Below are 18,462 nucleotides of genomic sequence, written 5' to 3'. Positions count from 1 at the left end.
CCTCGCGTTCGAACATATGTTCGATTATCGCATTCAACGCCGACATCGGTGCCGCGTCAATCTGAGCTGCTGTCAATCCGGCCGATGCGCGGGCCGGCCTTCTCTCAGCGCTCAGTGCGCGAGGCTCAGGCGGGAGTGCGCAGCGCCCACAGCGCGACGGCCGATGCGGCGGCCACGTTGAGAGAGTCCACTCCCCCGGCCATGGGGATGGTGACGACGGCATCGGCCGCCTGCAGGGCCGCGCGGGACAACCCGTCGCCCTCGGCGCCCATGACGATCGCGACCCGCTCGTGACTCTCCGCCGCGAACTCGTCCAGGCCCACCGCATCGTCCGTGAGGGCGAGCGCCGCGACGGTGAATCCGTGGTCGCGCAGCTGATCCAGCGCGCCGGGCCATTCGTCGGCCCTGGTCCACGGCACCTGAAAGACGGTGCCCATCGACACCTTGACGCTGCGCCGGTACAGCGGGTCCGCGCACGTGGGGGCCACGACGATCGCGTCCGCGCCGATCCCGGCGGCCGAGCGGAAGATCGCGCCCACGTTCGTGTGGTCGACGATCCCCTCGAGCACGACGATGCGGCGGGCGTCGCGGGCGATCTCGTCCAGCGAGGGGAGGGTGGGACGCTCCATCGCGGCGAGGGCGCCGCGGTGCACCTGGTAGCCGGTGACGGACTCCATGACGGACTCGGGGGCGACGTGCACGGGGGCGTCGATGCCGGCGGCCGTCAGGGCGCTCTCGATGCCCGGCAGCCAGCGCTCGCTCGTGAGCACGGACCGCGGCCGATGCCCGGCGGCCAGGGCCCGCTCGATGACCTTGGCGCCCTCGGCCATGTAGAGGCCGCGCTCGGGCTCGATGCGGCGGCGCAGGGCCACGTCGGTCAGTCCCCGGTAGTCGTCGAGACGCGGGTCGGCGGGGTCGGTGATCACGGACCCATTGTGTCCGACACTGAGTGTCCGCCAGGATCACGCGACGGCTCTCGGGCGACACTGACGCTCCACTGGCGCGCTAAGGCGGGGAGCGGGGCGGGACGCGGCCCTCTGTCCGGCACTCATTGTCGCCTCCAGCACAGCAGAGCGCCCTGTCCGGCACCCCACGTCAATGAGTGCCGGACAGGGCGCTCGGACCGCCGCTAGGCGACCATGAGTGCCGGACAGGAGGGGGCTAGTTCTGGCCCTTCTCGGCGTCCGGGTTGAACGGGCGGCCCGAGGTGGTGCCGGCGTCGGTGGCGTCGGACGTGGCGTCCTCGACCTCCTGCTTGGCCAGGCGCAGCGCCTCGGCCGGGTCTGCGAGCGCCGACGTGATCTTGGACTTTCGCTCCGTGCTGCGGTTCGGGTCGCGGGTGAGCGGCTCGGAGGCCTGCTCCTCGCCGAAGGCGGCGGAGATCGACTTGAGCGCGCCGGTGAACTCGGTGGGCACGAACCACACTTTGTTCGACTCGTTCTTGGCGATCTCGGGAAGCATCTGCAGGTACTGGTACGCCAGCAGCTTCGAGTCGGCGTCGCCCTCGTGGATGGCGTCGAAGACCTGAAGGATGGCGCGCGCCTCACCCTCGGCCGTGAGGATCGCGGCCTGCGCGTCACCCTCGGCCTTCAGGATCGCCGACTGCTTCTGCCCCTCGGCGGTGAGGATCTGCGACTGCTTGACGCCCTCGGCCGTGAGGATCGCGGCGCGGCGGTCACGCTCGGCGCGCATCTGCTTCTCCATCGAGTCCTTGACCGAGGCGGGCGGGTCGATCGCCTTGAGCTCGACGCGGCCCACGCGAATGCCCCACTTGCCGGTCGCCTCATCGAGGACCGCACGGAGCTGGCCGTTGATCTGGTCACGGCTGGTCAGCGTCTGCTCGAGGTCCATCGTGCCGATGACGTTACGGATCGTCGTGACCGTGAGCTGCTGCATGCCGACGATGTAGTTGGCGATCTCGTAGACCGCCGCGCGGGCTTCGGTGACCTGGAAGTAGATGACGGTGTCGATCTCGACGACGAGGTTGTCGGAGGTGATGACGGACTGCGGCGGGAAGGACACGACCTGCTCGCGCATGTCGACCTTCTGGCGCACCTTGTCGATGAAGGGCACGAGCAGGTGCATGCCGGCCTGCATGGTGCGCGAATAGCGGCCGAGCCGCTCGACCACACGGGTCTCCGCCTGCGGGACGATCTGGATCGCACGGGCGATCGCCGAGATGACGAACACCGCGAGGACGATCGCCGCGATGGCGATCGCGATCTGGACTGGTTCCATGTCTACTTCTCCTCCTCGGGGGCGACGATGGCCGTCGCTCCTCTGATCTCGAGCACGACGACCTCGGCCCCCTCGGGGATCACGGGCGCATCGTCCCTGGTTCTCGCGGACCACACCTCTCCGGCCAGCTTGACGCGGCCGGTGAACTCGGTGATCTCGTCAAGGGTGCGCCCTGCGGCGCCCGCGAGGGCGGCAGCGTTGGTCTCGATGACGGAGCCCCTCGCACGGATGGACTTGAGCAGGTAGGGCCTGAGCGAGAACAGCAGCAGCGCGGACACCGCGCATGCGATGATCACGCACACCCACCACGGCAGACCCAGCAACGCCGCTGCGCCACCCGCGATCGCTCCGCCCGCGAGCATCGCGAAGGTCAGGTCAAGCGTGAAGACCTCGACGATGCCCAGCACCATCGCTCCTACGAACCACCACAGAGAATCCACGGCTCACCTCCTGATTGCGAAGGTAACAGGGACGGCTCGCACGCGGGATCGTCCTCCGGGATGAAATCCGCCGGCACAGAGATCGTTCGTGAGGACGGTCGATCGCAGCGTGCGGTTCAACCGCACCGGCCGTTCCACCGCACGGCCGGTTCAACCCCGTCGTGCGGTCCAGCGTCCTTCGTATGCGTGCAGGCGCACCGGCATGCCGTACGCCTCGGTGAGGTTCGCGGACGACAGCGTGTCTCGCAGCGGACCGCTCGCGACCACGGCGCCGTCGCGCAGCAGCATCGCGTGCGTGAAGTTCGTGGGAATCTCCTCGACGTGGTGCGTGACCATCACCATCGCGGGCGATCGGCGGTCCCCCGCGAGCTCCGACAGCGCGGCCAGCAGCTCCTCGCGGCCGGCCAGGTCGAGGCCCGCCGCCGGCTCGTCGAGCAGCAGCAGCTCGGGGTCGGTCATGAGCGCGCGGCCGATCTGCACGCGCTTGCGCTCGCCCTCGGACAGCGTCCAGAACTCGCGTTCCGCGAAGCCGCTCATACCGAAGGCCGCGAGCAGCGCATCGGCCCGCTCCTCGTCGATCGGGTCGTACTCCTCGCGCCAGCGACCCGTGACGCCGTGGGCGGCGGTCATCACCACGTCGCGGACCGTCTCGTCGTCCGGGATGCGGTCGGCCAGGGCGGCGCTCGACAGGCCCACGCGCGTGCGCAGGTCCTGGGTGTCGGCCTCGCCCAGCAGCTCCCCCAGCACGCGCACTGTTCCGTCGGTGGGGTGCATGCGGGCCGATGCGATGGTCACCAGCGACGTCTTGCCCGCACCGTTGGGGCCAAGCACGACCCAGCGCTCGTCGGCATTCACTGTCCAGTCGATCTGGGACAGGATCGCGTTGCCGTCGCGGCGCAGGCTCACACCCTCGAGAGTCAGCACCTCAGTCATGTCTCGACCCTATCTGAGGATGTCCTGATACAGCGCCAGGGTGCGCTCCCCGATGGTCCCCCACGAGAAGTGCTCGGCGGCCCGCTCCCGCCCCGCGGCGCCCATGCGTCGGGCACGGTCGGCGTCCGACACCATGTCCGCGAGCGCGGCCGACAGGTCGTCGATGAACGCCTCTGGATCGGTGGGTGTGCCCGTGCCGTCCTGCACCTGGTCGATGGGCACCAGCGTGCCGGTCTCGCCGGGCACGACCACCTCGGGGATGCCGCCGGTCGCGGTCGCCACCACGGGCAGCCCCACGGCCATGGCCTCCAGGTTCACGATGCCCAGCGGCTCGTAGACGCTGGGGCACGCGAATGCAGTGCACGCGTCGAGCACGGCGACCAGCTGCGGCCGCGGCAGGTGCTCCTCGATCCAGATGACGCCGTCGCGGCGCTCCTGGAGCTTCGACACCAGCCCCGAGACCTCGGCCGCGATGTCCTTGGTGTCGGGTGCGCCCGCACACAGCACGATCTGCACCTCGGGAGGGAGCTGCTCGACTGCGCGCAGGAAGTGCGGCAGCCCCTTCTGACGCGTGATCCGGCCCACGAACACGACGGCGGGCCGGGATCGGTCGATGCCCCACCGTGCCACCACCTCGTCCGCGGCCGCGCGCTCCTCGTCAGTGGACGGTGCCGCCCAGGCGTCCACGTCGATCCCGTTGTGGATGACCTGCACCTTGTCCGGGTCGATGCTCGGGTAGCACCGCAGGATGTCGTCGCGCATGCCTCCCGAGACGGCGATCACGGCGTCGGCGCCTTCGTAGGCCGTCTGCTCGATCCAGGACGACACGCGGTACCCGCCGCCCAGCTGCTCGGCCTTCCACGGCCGCAGCGGCTCGAGCGAGTGGGCGCTGAGGATGTGCGGGATGCCGTGCAGCTTCGCCGCGAGGTGACCGGCCATGTTGGCGTACCAGGTGTGCGAGTGCACCAGATCGGCGCCCTCGCAGTCCTTCGCCATGGGCAGGTTGTGCGCGAGCACGTCGAGCGACGAGTCCCCCACGCCTCCGCCCAGCGCGTCGTAGCCGGTCACGTTCGCGGCCTCGCGCGGGCCATCGAAGGCGCGCACCTCGACGTCGATGTGCTCGCGCAGCACCGCGGCCAGCTCGGTGACGTGCACGCCGGCGCCGCCGTAGATGTGGGGAGGGTACTCGCGGGTGAGGATGTCTGCTCTCATGCCCCCACGGTAGTCCGGGTCTCCCGGCCGCGCCGCCCCACCCTCCTCGTACTTGGCGATTATGCTGGACATATGTCAGCGCCGAAAGTACTTGCCATCGTCCTCGCTGGGGGTGAGGGCAAGCGGTTGATGCCCCTCACCGCAGCCCGCGCCAAGCCCGCCGTGCCGTTCGGCGGCACATATCGGCTTGTCGACTTCGCCTTGTCCAACCTGGTCAACTCGCGATACCTGCACATCGTCGTGCTCACGCAGTACAAGTCGCACTCCATGGACCGGCACATCGCCCGCACGTGGCGGATGTCCCCACTGCTCGGCAACTACGTGGCTCCCGTTCCTGCGCAGCAGCGCCGCGGCAAGCACTGGTACCTCGGCAGCGCCGACGCGATCTACCAGACCGTCAACATCATCGAGGACGAGCAGCCCGACATCGTGGTGATCGTGGGCGCGGACCACGTGTACCGCATGGACTTCTCGCAGATGGTCGACAAGCACATCGAGACCGGCGCGGACTTCTCCGTGGCCGGGATCCGCCAGCCCAAGGAGCTGGCGGACCAGTTCGGCGTGATCGACGTCGACAAGGACAACCCCGGCATGATCAAGGCCTTCCTCGAGAAGCCCACCGACCCCGAGGGCCTGCCGGACTCTCCCGGCGAGGTGCTCGCGTCGATGGGCAACTACGTCGCGTCCGTCGAGCCGCTGCTCGAGGCGCTCAAGGCGGATGCCGAGAACGAGGACTCGAAGCACGACATGGGCGGCGACATCGTGCCCTACTTCGTGGACAAGGGCACGTGCGGCTTCTACGACTTCGTCGAGAACGACGTGCCGGGCTCGACGGACCGCGACCGCGACTACTGGCGCGACGTGGGAACCGTCGACTCGTACTACGACGCGCACATGGACCTCATCGCGGTCCAGCCCATCTTCAACGTCTACAACCATGAGTGGCCGCTGCACCAGGGGCTCATCACCGAGCCGCCCGCCAAGTTCATCCACTCCGAGGAGGGCCGCCTGGGCCACGCCGCCGATTCGGTGGTCTCCCCGGGCGTGATCGTGTCCGGCGCGACGGTCACCGGTTCGGTGCTGTCCCCTGGCGTGCGCCTGCACTCGTGGTCCACCGTCTCGGACTCCGTCCTGCTCGACCACGTCATCGTGAACCGGCACGCTCAGGTCCACCGCGCGATCCTCGACAAGAACGTCATCGTGGAGGAGGGTGCGCGCGTGGGCATCGACCGCCAGGCCGACATCGAGCGCGGCTACACCGTCACCGAGACGGGCATCACCGTCGTGGCCAAGGGCACCGTGATCAAGGCGTGACGGCCACCGCATGACGGGTCGGCTCATCGTCCTGGACGTCGACTCCACCCTGATCACCGCCGAGGTCATCGAGCTCATCGCCAAGCGCGCGGGCACGGAGGCGGAGGTCGCCGCGGTCACGGAGGCGGCCATGCGCGGCGAGCTCGACTTCGCCGAGTCGCTGCGCCAACGAGTCGCGACCCTCGCGGGCGTGCCGGACACGGTGTTCGCGGAGGTGCTCGACGAGGTGGAATTCACCCCCGGCGCGGAGAACCTGGTGGGCACACTGCAGCGCGAGGGCTGGACGACCGCGCTCGTCTCCGGCGGATTCGTCGAGGTGGTCGCACCGCTCGCGGCGCGGCTGGGCATCGAGCGGTTCCGGGCGAACAGCCTGGAGGTGGCCGATGCGCGCCTCACCGGGCGCACGACGGGACCAGTGATCGACCGGGCGGCCAAGGCTCACGCGTTGCGCGAGTTCTGCGCCGATCTGGGCATCTCACCCGCCGATGCCGTCGCCGTCGGCGACGGCGCGAACGACCTGGACATGATGGCTGCGGCAGGCCTCGGCATCGCCTTCAACGCCAAGCCCGTGGTGCAGGAGCAGGCGGACGTCGCGATCAACGCCGAACGGCTCGACGCCGTGCTGGACGCCATCGAGCGCTGACGAGCGCGTCAGACGCGCTCGTGCGGCGCGAGTGCTGGCAGCCCGTCGAGGCTCGTGGCGTTCTTGCGCTCCCAGTAGTCGCGCAGGCCCTCGTCTCCCTTGCCGCGTGCCCACCGGTCGAGCTGGTCACGGTCGCGCTCGTAGTCCATGAGCGGAACTGACATGCCGCACGAGTCGCTGATCCGCTGCGCGGTCACCACCAAGATGGCTCGCGCGCCCGGCTTGGCAGGAAAGAGCGCCGCCATCTCGTCCCACTGCGGCTGATCGCGGGTCACGACCTGCGCCGTGCCATGCACGCGCGCGATCATGGGAGGCCCTTCGAAGGCGCACCACATCAACGTGATCCGGTTCTGCGCGCGGACGTGGGCGATGGTCTCGGATCCCGATCCGGTCAGGTCCAGGTAGGCGATGCGGCGGTCGTCCAACACCACAAGGGTCCCGTCGCCACCCTTCGGCGACACGTTCACCAGCCCGTCCGCTGCCGCCGTCGCCACGAAGAACATCGGCTGACGCGTGATGAAGTCGCCGATGAAGCCGTCGAGGGACGCGTGCTCAGTAGCCATGCGAGCAAAATACCGCAGGACGCGCGCGGGCCGCGGCGACTGCGCACGCCCGAGTCGTGAGGCGTGGCCTCAGACGTCCCGGCCGGACAGCACCACGGTGAGTCGCGCCTGACGCGACCCGAGCTCGGCCCACGACCCGTCGAACTCGAGGACGGCTGCGGTGCCGGTCGGCAGGCCATGCGCGATCCGCTTGAGAGCACCCGTGTCCGAGCCATGCCCCGCGAGGAAGGCACACGCCGCGGACGACGTGGGCTCGTGGCCCACGAGGATCGCGGTGTCCACTCCCTCGATCGAGTTCACGACTCCCACGAGGCCCTCGGTGTCCGTGTCGTACAGGTCGTCGACAGCGCGGCTCTCGCACCCTTCGAGCGACGCCGACATGAGCTTCCACGTCTGCTGGGTGCGCGTCGCGGGAGAGACCAGGGCGAGCTCGGGCTTGAGCCCGGCGGCGGCGATCTCCTCGCCCAGCTTCGTGGATGCCTTGCGACCGATGAGGGCCAGCGTGCGGTCCATGTCCTGGAGACCGGGCGCCGGGGCCTCGGCCTTCGCGTGGCGGGCAATGATCAGTGTGGGCATATCTCTACTGTCCCATCGCGTGGACGCCGCCGTCGACGTGGATCATCTCGCCGGTGGTGGCGGGGAACCAGTCGCTGAGCAGCGCGGTGACGGCGCGAGCCGTCGGTTCGGTGGCCTCGGAGTCCCATCCCAGGGGCGCGCGGTCGGACCACACGCCCTCCATCTGGTCGAATCCGGGGATGTTGCGGGCGGCCGTGGTCTTGAGCGGTCCCGCGGAGACCAGGTTGCAGCGGATCCCCTGCGGGCCGAGGTCGCGAGCGAGGTAGCGGCTCACTGCTTCGAAGGACGCCTTCGCGACGCCCATCCAGTCGTACACGGGCCACGCGAAGCGGCCGTCGAAGGTCAGCCCCACGATCGAGCCGCCCTGGGTCATGAGCGGCAGCGCCGCCTGCGCGAGAGCCTTGAGCGAGTACGCGGAGATGTGCATCGCGGTCGCGACGTCGTCCCACTCCCCCGACATGAAGTTGCCGCCCATGACGGACTGCGGTGCGAATCCGATCGAGTGCACCACGCCGTCGAGGTGCGGCACGTGCTCGCGCACCTGGTCCGCGAGGCTCGCGAGGTGCTCGGGGTCGGTGACGTCAAGCTCCACCACCTGCGCGGTGACGGGGAGCCGGCGCCCCATCGCCTGAGTGATCTTGAGGGTGCGGCCCATCCCGGACAGGACGACTGTCGCGCCCTGGTCCTGGCACAGCCGTGCCACCTCGAAGGCGATCGAGCCCTCGGTGAGGACGCCGGTCACCAGAATGTTCTTGCCATCGAGCATGCCCATGTATGTGTTTCCTCCTGGACAGGAAGCCTAGCGGCTGTGTCCCCGCGTCGGGTCGCGACTCAGCGGGTCGGACTAGTGACCCATCCCCAGGCCGCCGTCCACGGGGATCACGGCTCCGGAGACGTAGCCCGCGGCGTCGGACGCCAGGTACAGTGCCGCGGCCGCGACGTCCTCGGTGGTCCCGAACCGCTTGGCGGGGATGCTCGCCTCGTACTGCTTCACGAGATCCTCGCCCAGCTCGTCCGTCATGTCGGTGGTGATGAAGCCCGGGGCGATGACGTTCGCGGTGATGCCGCGCGCCCCGACCTCGCGGGTGATGGACCGCGCCATCCCCACGAGGGCGGACTTGGACGCCGAGTAGTTGACCTGGCCGGGGTTGCCCATGAGGCCCACCACGGAGCCGACGAGCACGATCCGGCCGAACCGCTGGCGCACCATCGACTGGGTCGCGCGGCGCACGCACCGGAAGGTGCCCGTGAGGTTGGTGTTCAGCACCGCCTCGAAGTCGTCGTCGGACATGCGCATCAGCAGTCCGTCGCGAGTGATGCCGGCGTTGGCGACCAGCACCTCGACGCGGCCGTGGCGCTCCTCGAGCGCGTCGAACGCGGCGTTCACGGCGTCCGTGTCGGTGATGTCCGCCTTTTCGCCGTCCACCCCGTCGGGCAGCTCGCCGCTGCGGTGGATCGAGCTCACCGTGTAGCCGGCGGAGACGAAGAATTCGGCGATCGCGCGGCCGATGCCGCGGTTCGCCCCGGTCACGAGGACGTGTCGAGTCATGGGCGCCACGGTAGCGCGAATGGCCCAGCCGGCGGGGCACCTGAGCGCGCGCCACGGGCGGTTAGCATCGTGGGGTGCCACCTGCCCGCCGTCCCAGCGCCCCGCGCATCGCCCTGACGATGGTCGTCGCGCTGGCCGTCGCGGGCGTGGCCGTGATACTGGGCTTCTGGCAGTACGACCGCCACGTGGAGCGGGCCGATGCGGTCGCGGAGTTCGAGGCGGCCGCGCACCTCGATCCGGTGCGGGTGAGCGAGGTGGCCCCCGCGGAGCGGGCCACCCTGCCGGAGGATGCGCAGTGGCGGATGGTCACCGCGACAGGCGCATTCGACCCCGACTCGCTGACGGTGCTGCGCACCCGGCCCGTCGACGGCACCCCGGCGTGGCAGTACCTCGCGTGGCTCGACGCCGACGACGGCGCCTCGTTTCTGATCGACCTGGGATGGATCCGCCAGCCGGGCCCCACGGAGGACCCGGCGGTGCCCTCCCTCGACGCCGGCGAGCAGGTGACCGTCACCGCGGTGCTGCGCGAGTGGGAACCCGACGACGGCAAGGGGGCCGGCGACAGCATCACCCGCATCACTCCCGAGCAGCTGCCCGCGCCCGCCGGCGATCCGGTCCCGGGCTACGGGATGCTGCGGGAGATCTGCGGAGACGACGGCTGCGCCGAGACGCCGGTGGGCGACCCCGTGCCGCTGCCCGGCCTGACCGTGGGCCCGCACCTGTCGTACGCATGGCAGTGGTGGCTGTTCGCGGCGATGGCGCCCGCCGGAGGGGTGCTGCTGCTGCGCCGGGACATGCAGGTCGGCGCCGGCGGAGACGAGCCCGGCCCCGCACCTCACGACGGGACTGCGCCGCCCGAGCCCGCCCGCGCATCGGCCGGTCGCAGGCGCCGCAAGGCGCCATCCGACGAGGAGATCGAGGACGCGCTGTAGCGCGCGGTCGGATCAGGCCAGCGCGATGAGGTCCCGGTAGGAGTCGTTCCACAGGTCCTCGTCCGCATCCGGAAGCAGCAGCACGCGCTCGGGCTCGAGCGCCTCCGCCGCGCCCTCGTCGTGCGTCACCAGCACCACGGCGCCCTCATAGGAGTGAAGGGCGTTGAGGATCTCCGCACGCGAGGCCGGATCGAGGTTGTTGGTGGGCTCGTCGAGCAGCAGCACGTTGGCCTGGCTGACCACGAGCGTCGCGAGCGCCAGGCGCGTCTTCTCACCGCCGGACAGCACCCGCGCGGGCTTGTCCGCGTCGTCGCCGCTGAACAGGAACGAGCCGAGCACCTTGCGCACCTCGGTCTCGCCGAGGTCGGGCGCCGCGTGCGCCATGTTCTGGCCCACGGTCGCGTCCATGTCGAGCATGTCGTGCTCCTGCGCGTAGTACCCGAGCTTGAGGCCGTGACCGGCCTCGATGTAGCCAGTGTCGGGCGTCTCGACGCCGCTCAGCAGCCGCAGCAGCGTGGTCTTGCCGGCGCCGTTCAGCCCGAGCACCACCACCTTGGAGCCGCGATCGATCGCGAGCTCGACGTCGGTGAAGACCTCGAGAGAGCCGTAGTACTTGGACAGCTCGTACGCGCGCAGCGGCGTCTTGCCGCACGGCGCGGGCGTGGGGAAGCGCAGCGAGGCGACCTTGTCGCTCTGGCGCGACTCCGAGGTCTCGGACAGCAGCCGCTCGGCTCGCTTGGCCATGTTCTGCGCGGCGACCGCCTTGGAGGCCTTGGCGCGCATCTTGTCCGCCTGCGCGAGCAGCTCCCCCGCCTTCTTCTCCGCGTTGCGGCGCTCGCGGTGACGGCGCTTCTCGTCGTCCTCGCGCTGCTGGAGGTAGAGGTCCCAGCCCATCGCGTACTGCTCGAGCAGTCCGCGGTTGGCGTCCATGTGGAACACCTTGTTCACGGTGGCCCGGACCAGGGTCACGTCGTGAGAGATCACGATCAGCCCGCCGGAGTACTGCACCAGGAAGTCGCGCAGCCAGGCGATGGAGTCCGCGTCGAGGTGGTTGGTGGGCTCGTCGAGCAGCAGGGTCTCCGCTCCGGAGAACAGCACGCGGGCGAGCTCGACGCGGCGGCGCTGGCCGCCTGACAGCACCCCCACCTCTTGAGCGAGCACGCGCTCGTCGAGCCCCAGGTTGGCGGCGATGCGGGACGCCTCGGCCTCTGCCGCGTAGCCGCCCGCAGCGCGGAACCGCTCCTCCAGCTTGGGATAGCGGTCCATCGCCTTGTCCCGCACGGCGTCATCCTCGCTGGCCATCGCCTGCTCGCCCTCGCGCATCTTGCCCGCGAGGCCCGCAAGGTCGCGCGCGGCGAGGATCCGGTCCATGGCGAGCTGCTCGAGGTCGCCGGTGCGGGGGTCCTGCGGCAGGTAGCCGATGAGCCCCTTGGTGACGACCTTGCCGGCGGACGGCAGGCCCTCCCCCGCCAGGATCTTGGTGAGGGTGGTCTTTCCGGCTCCGTTGCGGCCCACGAGGCCGATGCGGTCGCCGGCGTTCACATGGAACGACGTGGGGTGCAGCAGCACCCTGGCGCCGATGCGCATCTCGAGTTCCTGGGCGGCGATCAACGAATGTCCCTCCGGGTGGTGACGCGATTGTTGTGGGGTGTCCACAGAGATTCTGCACACGGCGAGACACGGATGTCCCCGCCAGTAGCGTGTGCGCTTGGAAACCATTGTCCCAGAGGAGGGGAACCTCATGCACCGCCACCTGAACGGCCCGACCATCGCGGTGGTCGCCGTCTTCGCCGCGTTCATCGCGGCGTCCACCGCAGTGCCCGAGGTCACGCTCGCCTTCGGCGTCCCGCTGTCGCTGCAGACGTTCGCGGTGGTGCTCGCCGCGCTGTCGCTCGGCCCATGGCGCGCGGCCGCCGCGATGTCCCTGTACCTCGTCGTGGGCCTGGCCGGCGCGCCCATCTTCGCCAACTTCCGGGGCGGCCCGAGTGTGTTCGCGGGGCCCACCGGTGGCTACCTGATCGGCATGCTCGTCGCGACCGTCGTCGTCGGCGCGCTGGTGGCGTGGCGCCGCCGTCGCGGACCCCTCACGTTCCTCTCGCTGCTCGGGCCCGGCCTCGTGTCGATCCCCGTCATCTACGCGATCGGCGTCCCGTGGCTCGCGGCGCGCACGGGGCTGCCCGTCCTGCCCCCGGCGGGCTGCACGAACCTCTGGACCGTCTCGGAGGAGTGCGTCAACGCGCTGACGGTGGGCGTGGTGCCGTTCCTGCCCGGGGACATCATCAAGGTGCTGCTCGCAGCGCTCGCCGCGGCCGTGATTCACCGCGCCTACCCTCAGCTGTTGCCGGCCCCGGCCCTGCGCGCCGATGCCGTGACGCGCGAATCGGCCGCGACCGCTTAGCCTTGACGCATGATCGAATTCAAGGGAGCGGCCGTCGTCGCCCCCGATTCCGGTGTGCCGATCCTCGCCCCCACGAATCTGACGCTCACTGAGCAGCACATCTCCATCGTCGGCGCCAACGGCGGCGGCAAGTCCACGCTGGTGCGGCTCATCAATGGGCTGGTGCTGCCGTCGGAGGGCTCGGTGGAGGTCGAGGGGCTCGATGTTGCGAAGGACGGCCCCCGCGTGCGCCGCATGGTCGGGTTCCTGTTCACCGACCCCTCCGCGCAACTCATCATGCCCACCGCGATCGAGGACGTGATGCTGTCGCTGCGGCGCACCATCAAGAACCGCCACGAGCGCACGGCGGCCGCCCTGGCCGCTCTCGAGGAGATCGGCCTCGGCGATCGCGCGGACGTGTCCGTCAGCGCGCTCTCGGGCGGCCAGCGTCAGCTGCTCGCGATGGCGGGGGTGCTCGCGGTCACGCCGCGCGTGCTCGTCGCCGACGAGCCGACCACTCTTCTGGATCTGCGCTGGCGCGCGCACATCGGCTCGCTGCTGCGCTCGCTGCCGGTGCAGCTCATCGAGGTCACTCACGACCTCGACTCCGCCGCCCGCGCCGAACGCACCCTGGTGATCGACGACGGCGCCGTCGCGTTCGACGGCTCGCCGGTGGAGGCCGTCGCGTACTACCGCGACCTGATGTTCGGCCGTGTGCGGAGGGACTCCGCGTGATCACGATGCTCGGCCTGTACCGGCCGCGCCGCACGCCACTCCACTCCGCACCGGCGTGGTTCAAGGTGCTGATGCTGATCACGTTCGCGGTCGTCACGATCGCGATCGGGGACCCGATCACGTCCGTGGGGATCATGTTCGCGTGCGTGCTGCTGCTGGTCAGCACCGAGCCGCCTCCGCGCGCCACGCTCCTGGCGCTGATGGGCACCGTGATCGTCGCCGGATTGAGCTCGTCGCTGCACCTGTGGCGGGGCGACTACACCCGGGCCATCGACATCTCCGCGGACCTCATCGGCATCGTGGCGCTCGCGCTCGCGGTGACCAGCTCCACCTCGATGGAGGCCATGCTCGACTTCGTGTCGTGGGCGGCGAGGCCCCTCCGGTTCCTGCTGCCGCCGGAGACCCTGGGGCTGATGTTCGCGCTGATGCTACGCGCGCTGCCCGAGGTGGCACGCATGTACCTGGAGTCCCGCCAGGCCGCCCGCGCGCGCGGTCTGGACCGGTCGATCCGGGCTGTCGTGTTCCCCACCACGACCCGCACGGTCGGATTCTCGCTGCAGCTGGGCCAGGCCCTGCACGCGCGCGGCATCGGCGAGGAGGCGCGGGAGTCCCGGCGCACTCGCAAGGACAAGCGAGCGCGCCGTCGCAACCGGGCCACCGCATCGGCCGCCGAGGAGCTCTCAAGCACTGAGGCCTTCGACCTGCTGTCGTCGTCGCACGACGACGCACACGCCGGCGAGACGCACACCAAGGGCCCCGCGCGTACGTGACGCGCAGGGCCCGAGGGGTGTGACGTGGTGCTTAGACGTTGAAGCCGAGAGCGCGGAGCTGCTCGCGGCCGTCGTCGGTGATCTTGTCGGGGCCCCACGGCGGCATCCACACCCAGTTGATGCGGTAGCCGTCGACGATCCCCTCGAGTGCCTGGCCGGTCTGGTCCTCGAGCACGTCCGTCAGCGGGCAGGCCGCCGAGGTGAGCGTCATGTCGATGACGGCGTGCTGGTTCTCGTCGAGCGAGACGCCGTAGACGAGGCCCAGATCGACGACGTTGATCCCCAGCTCGGGATCGATCACGTCGCGCATGGCCTCTTCGACGTCTGCCGCGTTCGCGGGAGTCTTGGTCTCGGTCATGATTCGTCCTTTCGTGCCTGGATCACGGCGTCCTTGAACGCCATCCATCCCAGCATGGCGCATTTGATGCGTGCCGGATACTTGCCCACTCCGACGAACGCCGTGGCGTCGCCGAGCAGGTCTTCCTTCTCGTCGTCCAGGGGCTCGCCCTTGGACTGCATGAGCTCCCGGAAGGCGTCCATGGTGAGGTCGGCCTCTGACAGGCTCTCCCCCTCGACGAGCTCGTGCAGCACGGAGACCGAGGCCTGGGAGATCGAGCAGCCCTGGCCCTCCCACGACAGCGAGGAGATGCGGTCGCCGTCGAGGCCCACGCGCAGCCGGATCTCGTCGCCGCAGGTGGTGTTGACCTGGTGGGACTCCCCCGTGGCCGGCAGGTCGAGGTCCACCAGCCCGCGGCCGTGCGGCGCGCGCGCGTGGTCCATGATGACCTGCTGGTACATCTGCTCCAGTCCACTGGAGCCGCTGGTGGTGCTCATGCTCTCACTCCAAAGAATGCGGGGACGGTCGCGAGCGCCTCGATGAAGGCGCGGGCGTCGTCCGGGGTCGTGTACACGTGGGCGCTGGCGCGGGTCGAGCCGGTGAGCCCGAACCGCCGGTGCAGGGGCTGACCGCAGTGGTGCCCCACGCGCACGGCGATGCCGGCGTCGTCGAGCACCTGGCCCACATCGTGGGTGTGCACGCCGTCGACCGCGACCGCCGCGACGGCGATGACGTCCCTGGCGTCGGCGTCGCCGACCGGGCCGAGCAGGCGCACGCCGGGGATGTCGGCGACCTCGCTGCGCAGAATGGCGGCGATCTCGCGCTCGTGCGCCTCGACCCGGTCCATGCCGATGTTCATCAGGTACCGGGCCGCTGCCCCCATGCCCACCGCCTGGGCGACGGGCTGCGTGCCCGCCTCGAAGCGCATCGGCGACTCGAGCCAGGAGGTCTCCTCCATGGTCACGGTCTTCACCGCCCCACCGCCGAAGATGCTCGGCGGCAGTGCGTCGAGCAGTTCCTTGCGGCCGTACAGGGCGCCGATGCCGGTGGGACCCAGCATCTTGTGGCTGCTCAGCGCCATGAAGTCCACGTCGAGCGCCGCGACGTCCACGGGAAGGTGCGGCACGGACTGGCAGGCGTCGAGCACCGTGAGCGCACCCACGGCCTTGGCGCGCGCCACCAGTGCGGAGACCGGCGAGATGACGCCCGTGATGTTCGACACGTGGGTGAACGCGAGCACCTTGGTGCGCTCGTTCACGACCTCGTCCAGAGAACCGAGGATCATCCGGCCGTCGTCGTCGACCGGAATCCACCTCAGGGTCGCGCCCGTGCGGGTCGCGAGAGCCTGCCACGGCACCAGGTTCGCGTGGTGCTCGGTCTCGGTGACGCAGATCTCGTCACCGGGTCCGATCCGGAACCTCTCGGCCTCCGCACCGCCGATGCCTACGGACGCGTTGCCGATCCCGCTGGCCACCAGGTTGAGAGCGGCGGTGGCGTTCTCCGCCCACACGATCTCGTCCGGGGAGGCGCCCACGAGAGTCGCGACGTCGGCGCGTGCGCCCTCGAAGAGGTCGGTCGCCTCCTCGGCCAGCAGGTGCGCCCCACGCGCCACCGCGCCGTTGTGGTTCTCGTAGAAGTCCCGCTCGGCGTCCAGCACCGCTCGCGGCTTCTGCGACGTCGCCCCCGAATCCAGGTACACGAGCGGCTTCCCGTTCCTGACCGTCCGGGTCAGGAGCGGGAAGTCGTCACGCAGATCGGGCAGCAGCATGGAGATGTCCTTAAGCGCTCGCCAGGAACCGGTCGTAGCCCTCGGCCTCGAGCTGGTCGGCGAGCTCGGGGCCGCCCTCCTCGGCGATGCGTCCGTCCACGAACACGTGCACGAAGTCGGGCTTGATGTAGCGCAGGATCCGCGTGTAGTGCGTGATCATCATGACGCCCAGGCCGGTGCTCTCCTTGACGCGGTTCACGCCCTCGGACACGATCCGCAGCGCGTCCACGTCCAGGCCGGAGTCCGTCTCGTCGAGGATCGCGATCTTGGGCTGCAGCAGCTCCATCTGGAGGATCTCGTGGCGCTTCTTCTCGCCGCCGGAGAAGCCCTCGTTGACGTTGCGCTCGGCGAACGCGGGGTCCATGCGCAGCGCCTCCATCGAGGACTTCACGTCCTTGACCCAGTGCCGCAGCTTGGGCGCCTCGCCGTCCAGCGCCGTCTTGGCGGTGCGCAGGAAGTTCGACACCGAGACGCCGGGCACCTCGACCGGGTACTGCATCGCGAGGAACAGGCCGGCCTTGGCGCGCTCATCGACGCTCATGTCGAGCACGTTGACGCCGTCGAGCAGCACTTCGCCCTCGGTGATGTCGTACTTGGGGTGTCCCGCGACCGAGTAGGCCAGCGTGGACTTGCCGGACCCGTTGGGGCCCATGATGGCGTGGGTCTCACCGGAGTTGATGGTGAGGTTCACGCCCTTGAGGATCTCCGTGGTGCCCTCAGGGGTGTCCACGCTCACGTGGAGGTTCTTGATTTCCAGGGTGCTCATGATTCTCCGAATCTTTAAGAAGTCAGGGGGTTGTCGACGTCGACGAGCACTCGCTCGCCGTCGATGCGGACGGGGTATGTCGGGACGGGCTCGGTCGCGGGCAGCTCATCCGGCACGCCCGTGCGGAGGTCGAAGCGGCTGCCGTGCGCCCAGCACTCGACGTGAGTGCCGTCGACGTCGCCCTCTCCGAGCGGCACCTCACCGTGCGTGCACATGCCGCCGATGGCGTAGTACTCGCCGTCGCTGGAGCGCGCGATCGCCACCGGCGTGTCCGTGCCGTCAGCAAGGGTGAGTTCGGTCTGCAGGGCCGCGCCCGGCTCGAGGTCGGTGACCGCGCATGCGAACTGCTCAGCCATTCGAGTCCTCCGACAGCTCCTCGTTGACGTGCTCGAGCTCGAGCTCGATCGCGTCCATGAGGCCCTGCTCGACCTCGGGGACGCCGATCTCCTGCACGAGGTCCGCGAAGAAGCCGCGCACCACGAGCTTGCGGGCGAGGTCCTCCGAGATTCCGCGCGAGCGCAGGTAGAACATCTGCTCGTCGTCGAACCGGCCGGTCGCGGAGGCGTGTCCCGCTCCCGCGATCTCACCCGTCTCGATCTCGAGGTTCGGCACCGAATCGGCGCGAGCGCCGTCGGAGAGCACCAGGTTGCGGTTGAGCTCGTAGGTGTCGGTGCCCTCGGCCTCCTTGCGGATCAGCACGTCGCCGATCCACACGGTGCGGGCCGTGGCTCCCGCCAGCGCACCCTTGTAGGTGACCCGCGAGGTGCAGTTCGGAACCGCGTGGTCCACGAACAGCTGGTGCTCCTGGTGCTGGCCCGAATCGGCGAAGTACAGGCCGAACAGGTCGACCCGTGCTCCCTCGCCGGCGAACGCCACCGAAGTGTTGAGGCGGACCACCTTGCCGCCCAGAGTGACGACGGATCCGCGCAGGCGCGAGTCGCGACCCAGGCGGGCGACGACCTCTCCGGCGTGGACCGCGTCGGCCTCCCACATCTGGAGAAGGACCAGGTTGAGTCCGGCGTTGGCCGCCAGGTCCACCGAGACGAACTCGGAGTATGTGGCGGTGCCCTTGCGCTCGATGACGACGGAGGCCTCGGAGTTGGTGCCGGCCTCGACCAGCAGGTGGCCGCGGGCGTCGGCGCCGTTCCCGGTCACCGTGATGGTGATGGGCGCCTCGACGACCGTGCCGGGCGCGATCGCCAGCACCTTCGCCCCACCGGAGTGGGCGGCGGCGACGGCCGATGCGCGGTCGCCCGGGGCGCGGACGGAGCGCTCGCGAGCGCTCGCCACGTCCAGGTCGGTCAGCGTG

General features: G+C 69.9%; 22 protein-coding genes. 6 read left to right on the top strand and 16 right to left on the bottom strand.

Translation table 11 applies throughout. The annotated features are described in order from the left end of the window. Positions 1-125: 125 nt before the first annotated feature. The 5 genes from ACNI14_RS08190 to glgA all read right to left on the bottom strand — a co-directional run bounded on the left by ACNI14_RS08190 (position 126) and on the right by glgA (position 4,823). A complete protein-coding gene (locus ACNI14_RS08190) occupies positions 126-926 on the bottom strand; it encodes a TrmH family RNA methyltransferase (protein ID WP_420519505.1) in 801 nt (266 codons plus the stop codon). Positions 927-1,161: 235 nt separating this feature from the next. Then, positions 1,162-2,238 (bottom strand): SPFH domain-containing protein, encoded by a 1,077-nt coding sequence (locus tag ACNI14_RS08185; protein ID WP_420519504.1) that lies wholly within the window; start codon positions 2,236-2,238, stop codon positions 1,162-1,164. Between the two features lie 2 nt (positions 2,239-2,240). Further along, positions 2,241-2,678, bottom strand: coding sequence for an NfeD family protein (locus ACNI14_RS08180; protein WP_420519503.1), 438 nt, complete (start codon positions 2,676-2,678; stop codon positions 2,241-2,243). A gap of 150 nt (positions 2,679-2,828) precedes the next feature. Continuing rightward, positions 2,829-3,611 carry an ABC transporter ATP-binding protein gene (locus ACNI14_RS08175; RefSeq protein WP_420519502.1) on the bottom strand — a complete coding sequence of 261 codons (783 nt, stop codon included), beginning with the start codon at positions 3,609-3,611 and terminating at the stop codon, positions 2,829-2,831. A gap of 9 nt (positions 3,612-3,620) precedes the next feature. Next, on the bottom strand, positions 3,621-4,823 hold the full coding sequence (gene glgA / locus ACNI14_RS08170; protein WP_420519501.1) for a glycogen synthase: 1,203 nt from the start codon (positions 4,821-4,823) through the stop codon (positions 3,621-3,623). A 72-nt stretch (positions 4,824-4,895) separates the two neighbouring features. Here glgA and glgC point away from each other — a divergent pair, with 72 nt between their 5' ends. Beyond that, complete coding sequence (gene glgC, locus ACNI14_RS08165) at positions 4,896-6,137, top strand: glucose-1-phosphate adenylyltransferase (protein ID WP_420519500.1); 1,242 nt, start codon at positions 4,896-4,898, stop codon at positions 6,135-6,137. 10 nt (positions 6,138-6,147) lie between these two features. Further along, positions 6,148-6,780 (top strand): phosphoserine phosphatase SerB, encoded by a 633-nt coding sequence (gene serB / locus ACNI14_RS08160; protein WP_420519499.1) that lies wholly within the window; start codon positions 6,148-6,150, stop codon positions 6,778-6,780. 8 nt (positions 6,781-6,788) lie between these two features. Here the strand turns inward: serB and ACNI14_RS08155 are convergent, their stop codons facing one another. From ACNI14_RS08155 to fabG, 4 genes are all read right to left on the bottom strand, one after another. Beyond that, a complete protein-coding gene (locus ACNI14_RS08155; protein ID WP_420519498.1) occupies positions 6,789-7,343 on the bottom strand; it encodes a pyridoxamine 5'-phosphate oxidase family protein in 555 nt (184 codons plus the stop codon). A 69-nt stretch (positions 7,344-7,412) separates the two neighbouring features. Further along, entirely contained in the window at positions 7,413-7,919 is a 507-nt protein-coding gene (locus ACNI14_RS08150; protein ID WP_420519497.1) for a SixA phosphatase family protein, read from the bottom strand. A 4-nt stretch (positions 7,920-7,923) separates the two neighbouring features. Next, complete coding sequence (gene fabI, locus ACNI14_RS08145; protein WP_420519496.1) at positions 7,924-8,691, bottom strand: enoyl-ACP reductase FabI; 768 nt, start codon at positions 8,689-8,691, stop codon at positions 7,924-7,926. 72 nt (positions 8,692-8,763) lie between these two features. Next, on the bottom strand, positions 8,764-9,468 hold the full coding sequence (gene fabG / locus ACNI14_RS08140; RefSeq protein ID WP_420519495.1) for a 3-oxoacyl-ACP reductase FabG: 705 nt from the start codon (positions 9,466-9,468) through the stop codon (positions 8,764-8,766). A 74-nt stretch (positions 9,469-9,542) separates the two neighbouring features. Between fabG and ACNI14_RS08135 the strand changes: the two genes are divergently transcribed. Then, a complete protein-coding gene (locus tag ACNI14_RS08135; RefSeq protein WP_420519494.1) occupies positions 9,543-10,400 on the top strand; it encodes an SURF1 family protein in 858 nt (285 codons plus the stop codon). A gap of 12 nt (positions 10,401-10,412) precedes the next feature. Here the strand turns inward: ACNI14_RS08135 and ACNI14_RS08130 are convergent, their stop codons facing one another. Then, positions 10,413-11,987 carry an ABC-F family ATP-binding cassette domain-containing protein gene (locus ACNI14_RS08130; protein ID WP_420519851.1) on the bottom strand — a complete coding sequence of 525 codons (1,575 nt, stop codon included), beginning with the start codon at positions 11,985-11,987 and terminating at the stop codon, positions 10,413-10,415. A 121-nt stretch (positions 11,988-12,108) separates the two neighbouring features. Here ACNI14_RS08130 and ACNI14_RS08125 point away from each other — a divergent pair, with 121 nt between their 5' ends. From ACNI14_RS08125 to ACNI14_RS08115, 3 genes are read left to right on the top strand one after another with little or no spacing between them, the layout of a single operon-like run. Then, entirely contained in the window at positions 12,109-12,798 is a 690-nt protein-coding gene (locus ACNI14_RS08125) for a biotin transporter BioY (protein ID WP_420519493.1), read from the top strand. Between the two features lie 9 nt (positions 12,799-12,807). Beyond that, positions 12,808-13,512: an energy-coupling factor ABC transporter ATP-binding protein gene (locus ACNI14_RS08120; RefSeq protein ID WP_420519492.1), complete on the top strand. Its 705-nt coding sequence runs from the start codon at positions 12,808-12,810 to the stop codon at positions 13,510-13,512. Further along, positions 13,509-14,282, top strand: coding sequence for an energy-coupling factor transporter transmembrane component T family protein (locus ACNI14_RS08115; RefSeq protein ID WP_420519491.1), 774 nt, complete (start codon positions 13,509-13,511; stop codon positions 14,280-14,282). Before ACNI14_RS08120 ends, ACNI14_RS08115 begins: the two co-directional genes overlap by 4 nt. Before the next feature lie 31 nt (positions 14,283-14,313). Here the strand turns inward: ACNI14_RS08115 and ACNI14_RS08110 are convergent, their stop codons facing one another. From ACNI14_RS08110 to sufD, 6 genes are all read right to left on the bottom strand, one after another. Beyond that, positions 14,314-14,640, bottom strand: a complete 327-nt coding sequence (locus ACNI14_RS08110) for a metal-sulfur cluster assembly factor (protein ID WP_420519490.1) — start codon at positions 14,638-14,640, stop codon at positions 14,314-14,316. After that, positions 14,637-15,116 carry a Fe-S cluster assembly sulfur transfer protein SufU gene (sufU, locus tag ACNI14_RS08105; RefSeq protein ID WP_420519489.1) on the bottom strand — a complete coding sequence of 160 codons (480 nt, stop codon included), beginning with the start codon at positions 15,114-15,116 and terminating at the stop codon, positions 14,637-14,639. Before sufU ends, ACNI14_RS08110 begins: the two co-directional genes overlap by 4 nt. After that, positions 15,113-16,387: a SufS family cysteine desulfurase gene (locus tag ACNI14_RS08100; RefSeq protein WP_420519488.1), complete on the bottom strand. Its 1,275-nt coding sequence runs from the start codon at positions 16,385-16,387 to the stop codon at positions 15,113-15,115. The genes sufU and ACNI14_RS08100 overlap by 4 nt, the downstream gene beginning before the upstream one ends. 10 nt (positions 16,388-16,397) lie before the next feature. After that, positions 16,398-17,153 carry a Fe-S cluster assembly ATPase SufC gene (gene sufC, locus ACNI14_RS08095; RefSeq protein WP_420519487.1) on the bottom strand — a complete coding sequence of 252 codons (756 nt, stop codon included), beginning with the start codon at positions 17,151-17,153 and terminating at the stop codon, positions 16,398-16,400. 14 nt (positions 17,154-17,167) lie between these two features. Then, positions 17,168-17,509 carry a Rieske (2Fe-2S) protein gene (locus ACNI14_RS08090; protein WP_420519486.1) on the bottom strand — a complete coding sequence of 114 codons (342 nt, stop codon included), beginning with the start codon at positions 17,507-17,509 and terminating at the stop codon, positions 17,168-17,170. Beyond that, the coding region (sufD, locus tag ACNI14_RS08085; protein ID WP_420519485.1) for a Fe-S cluster assembly protein SufD at positions 17,502-18,462 on the bottom strand (961 nt) is incomplete at its 5' end. The genes ACNI14_RS08090 and sufD, both read right to left, overlap by 8 nt.

Source organism: Demequina pilifera (assembly GCF_048814985.1).
Taxonomy (GTDB): domain Bacteria; phylum Actinomycetota; class Actinomycetes; order Actinomycetales; family Demequinaceae; genus Demequina.
This window is presented reverse-complemented; position numbering and strand designations above follow the sequence as displayed.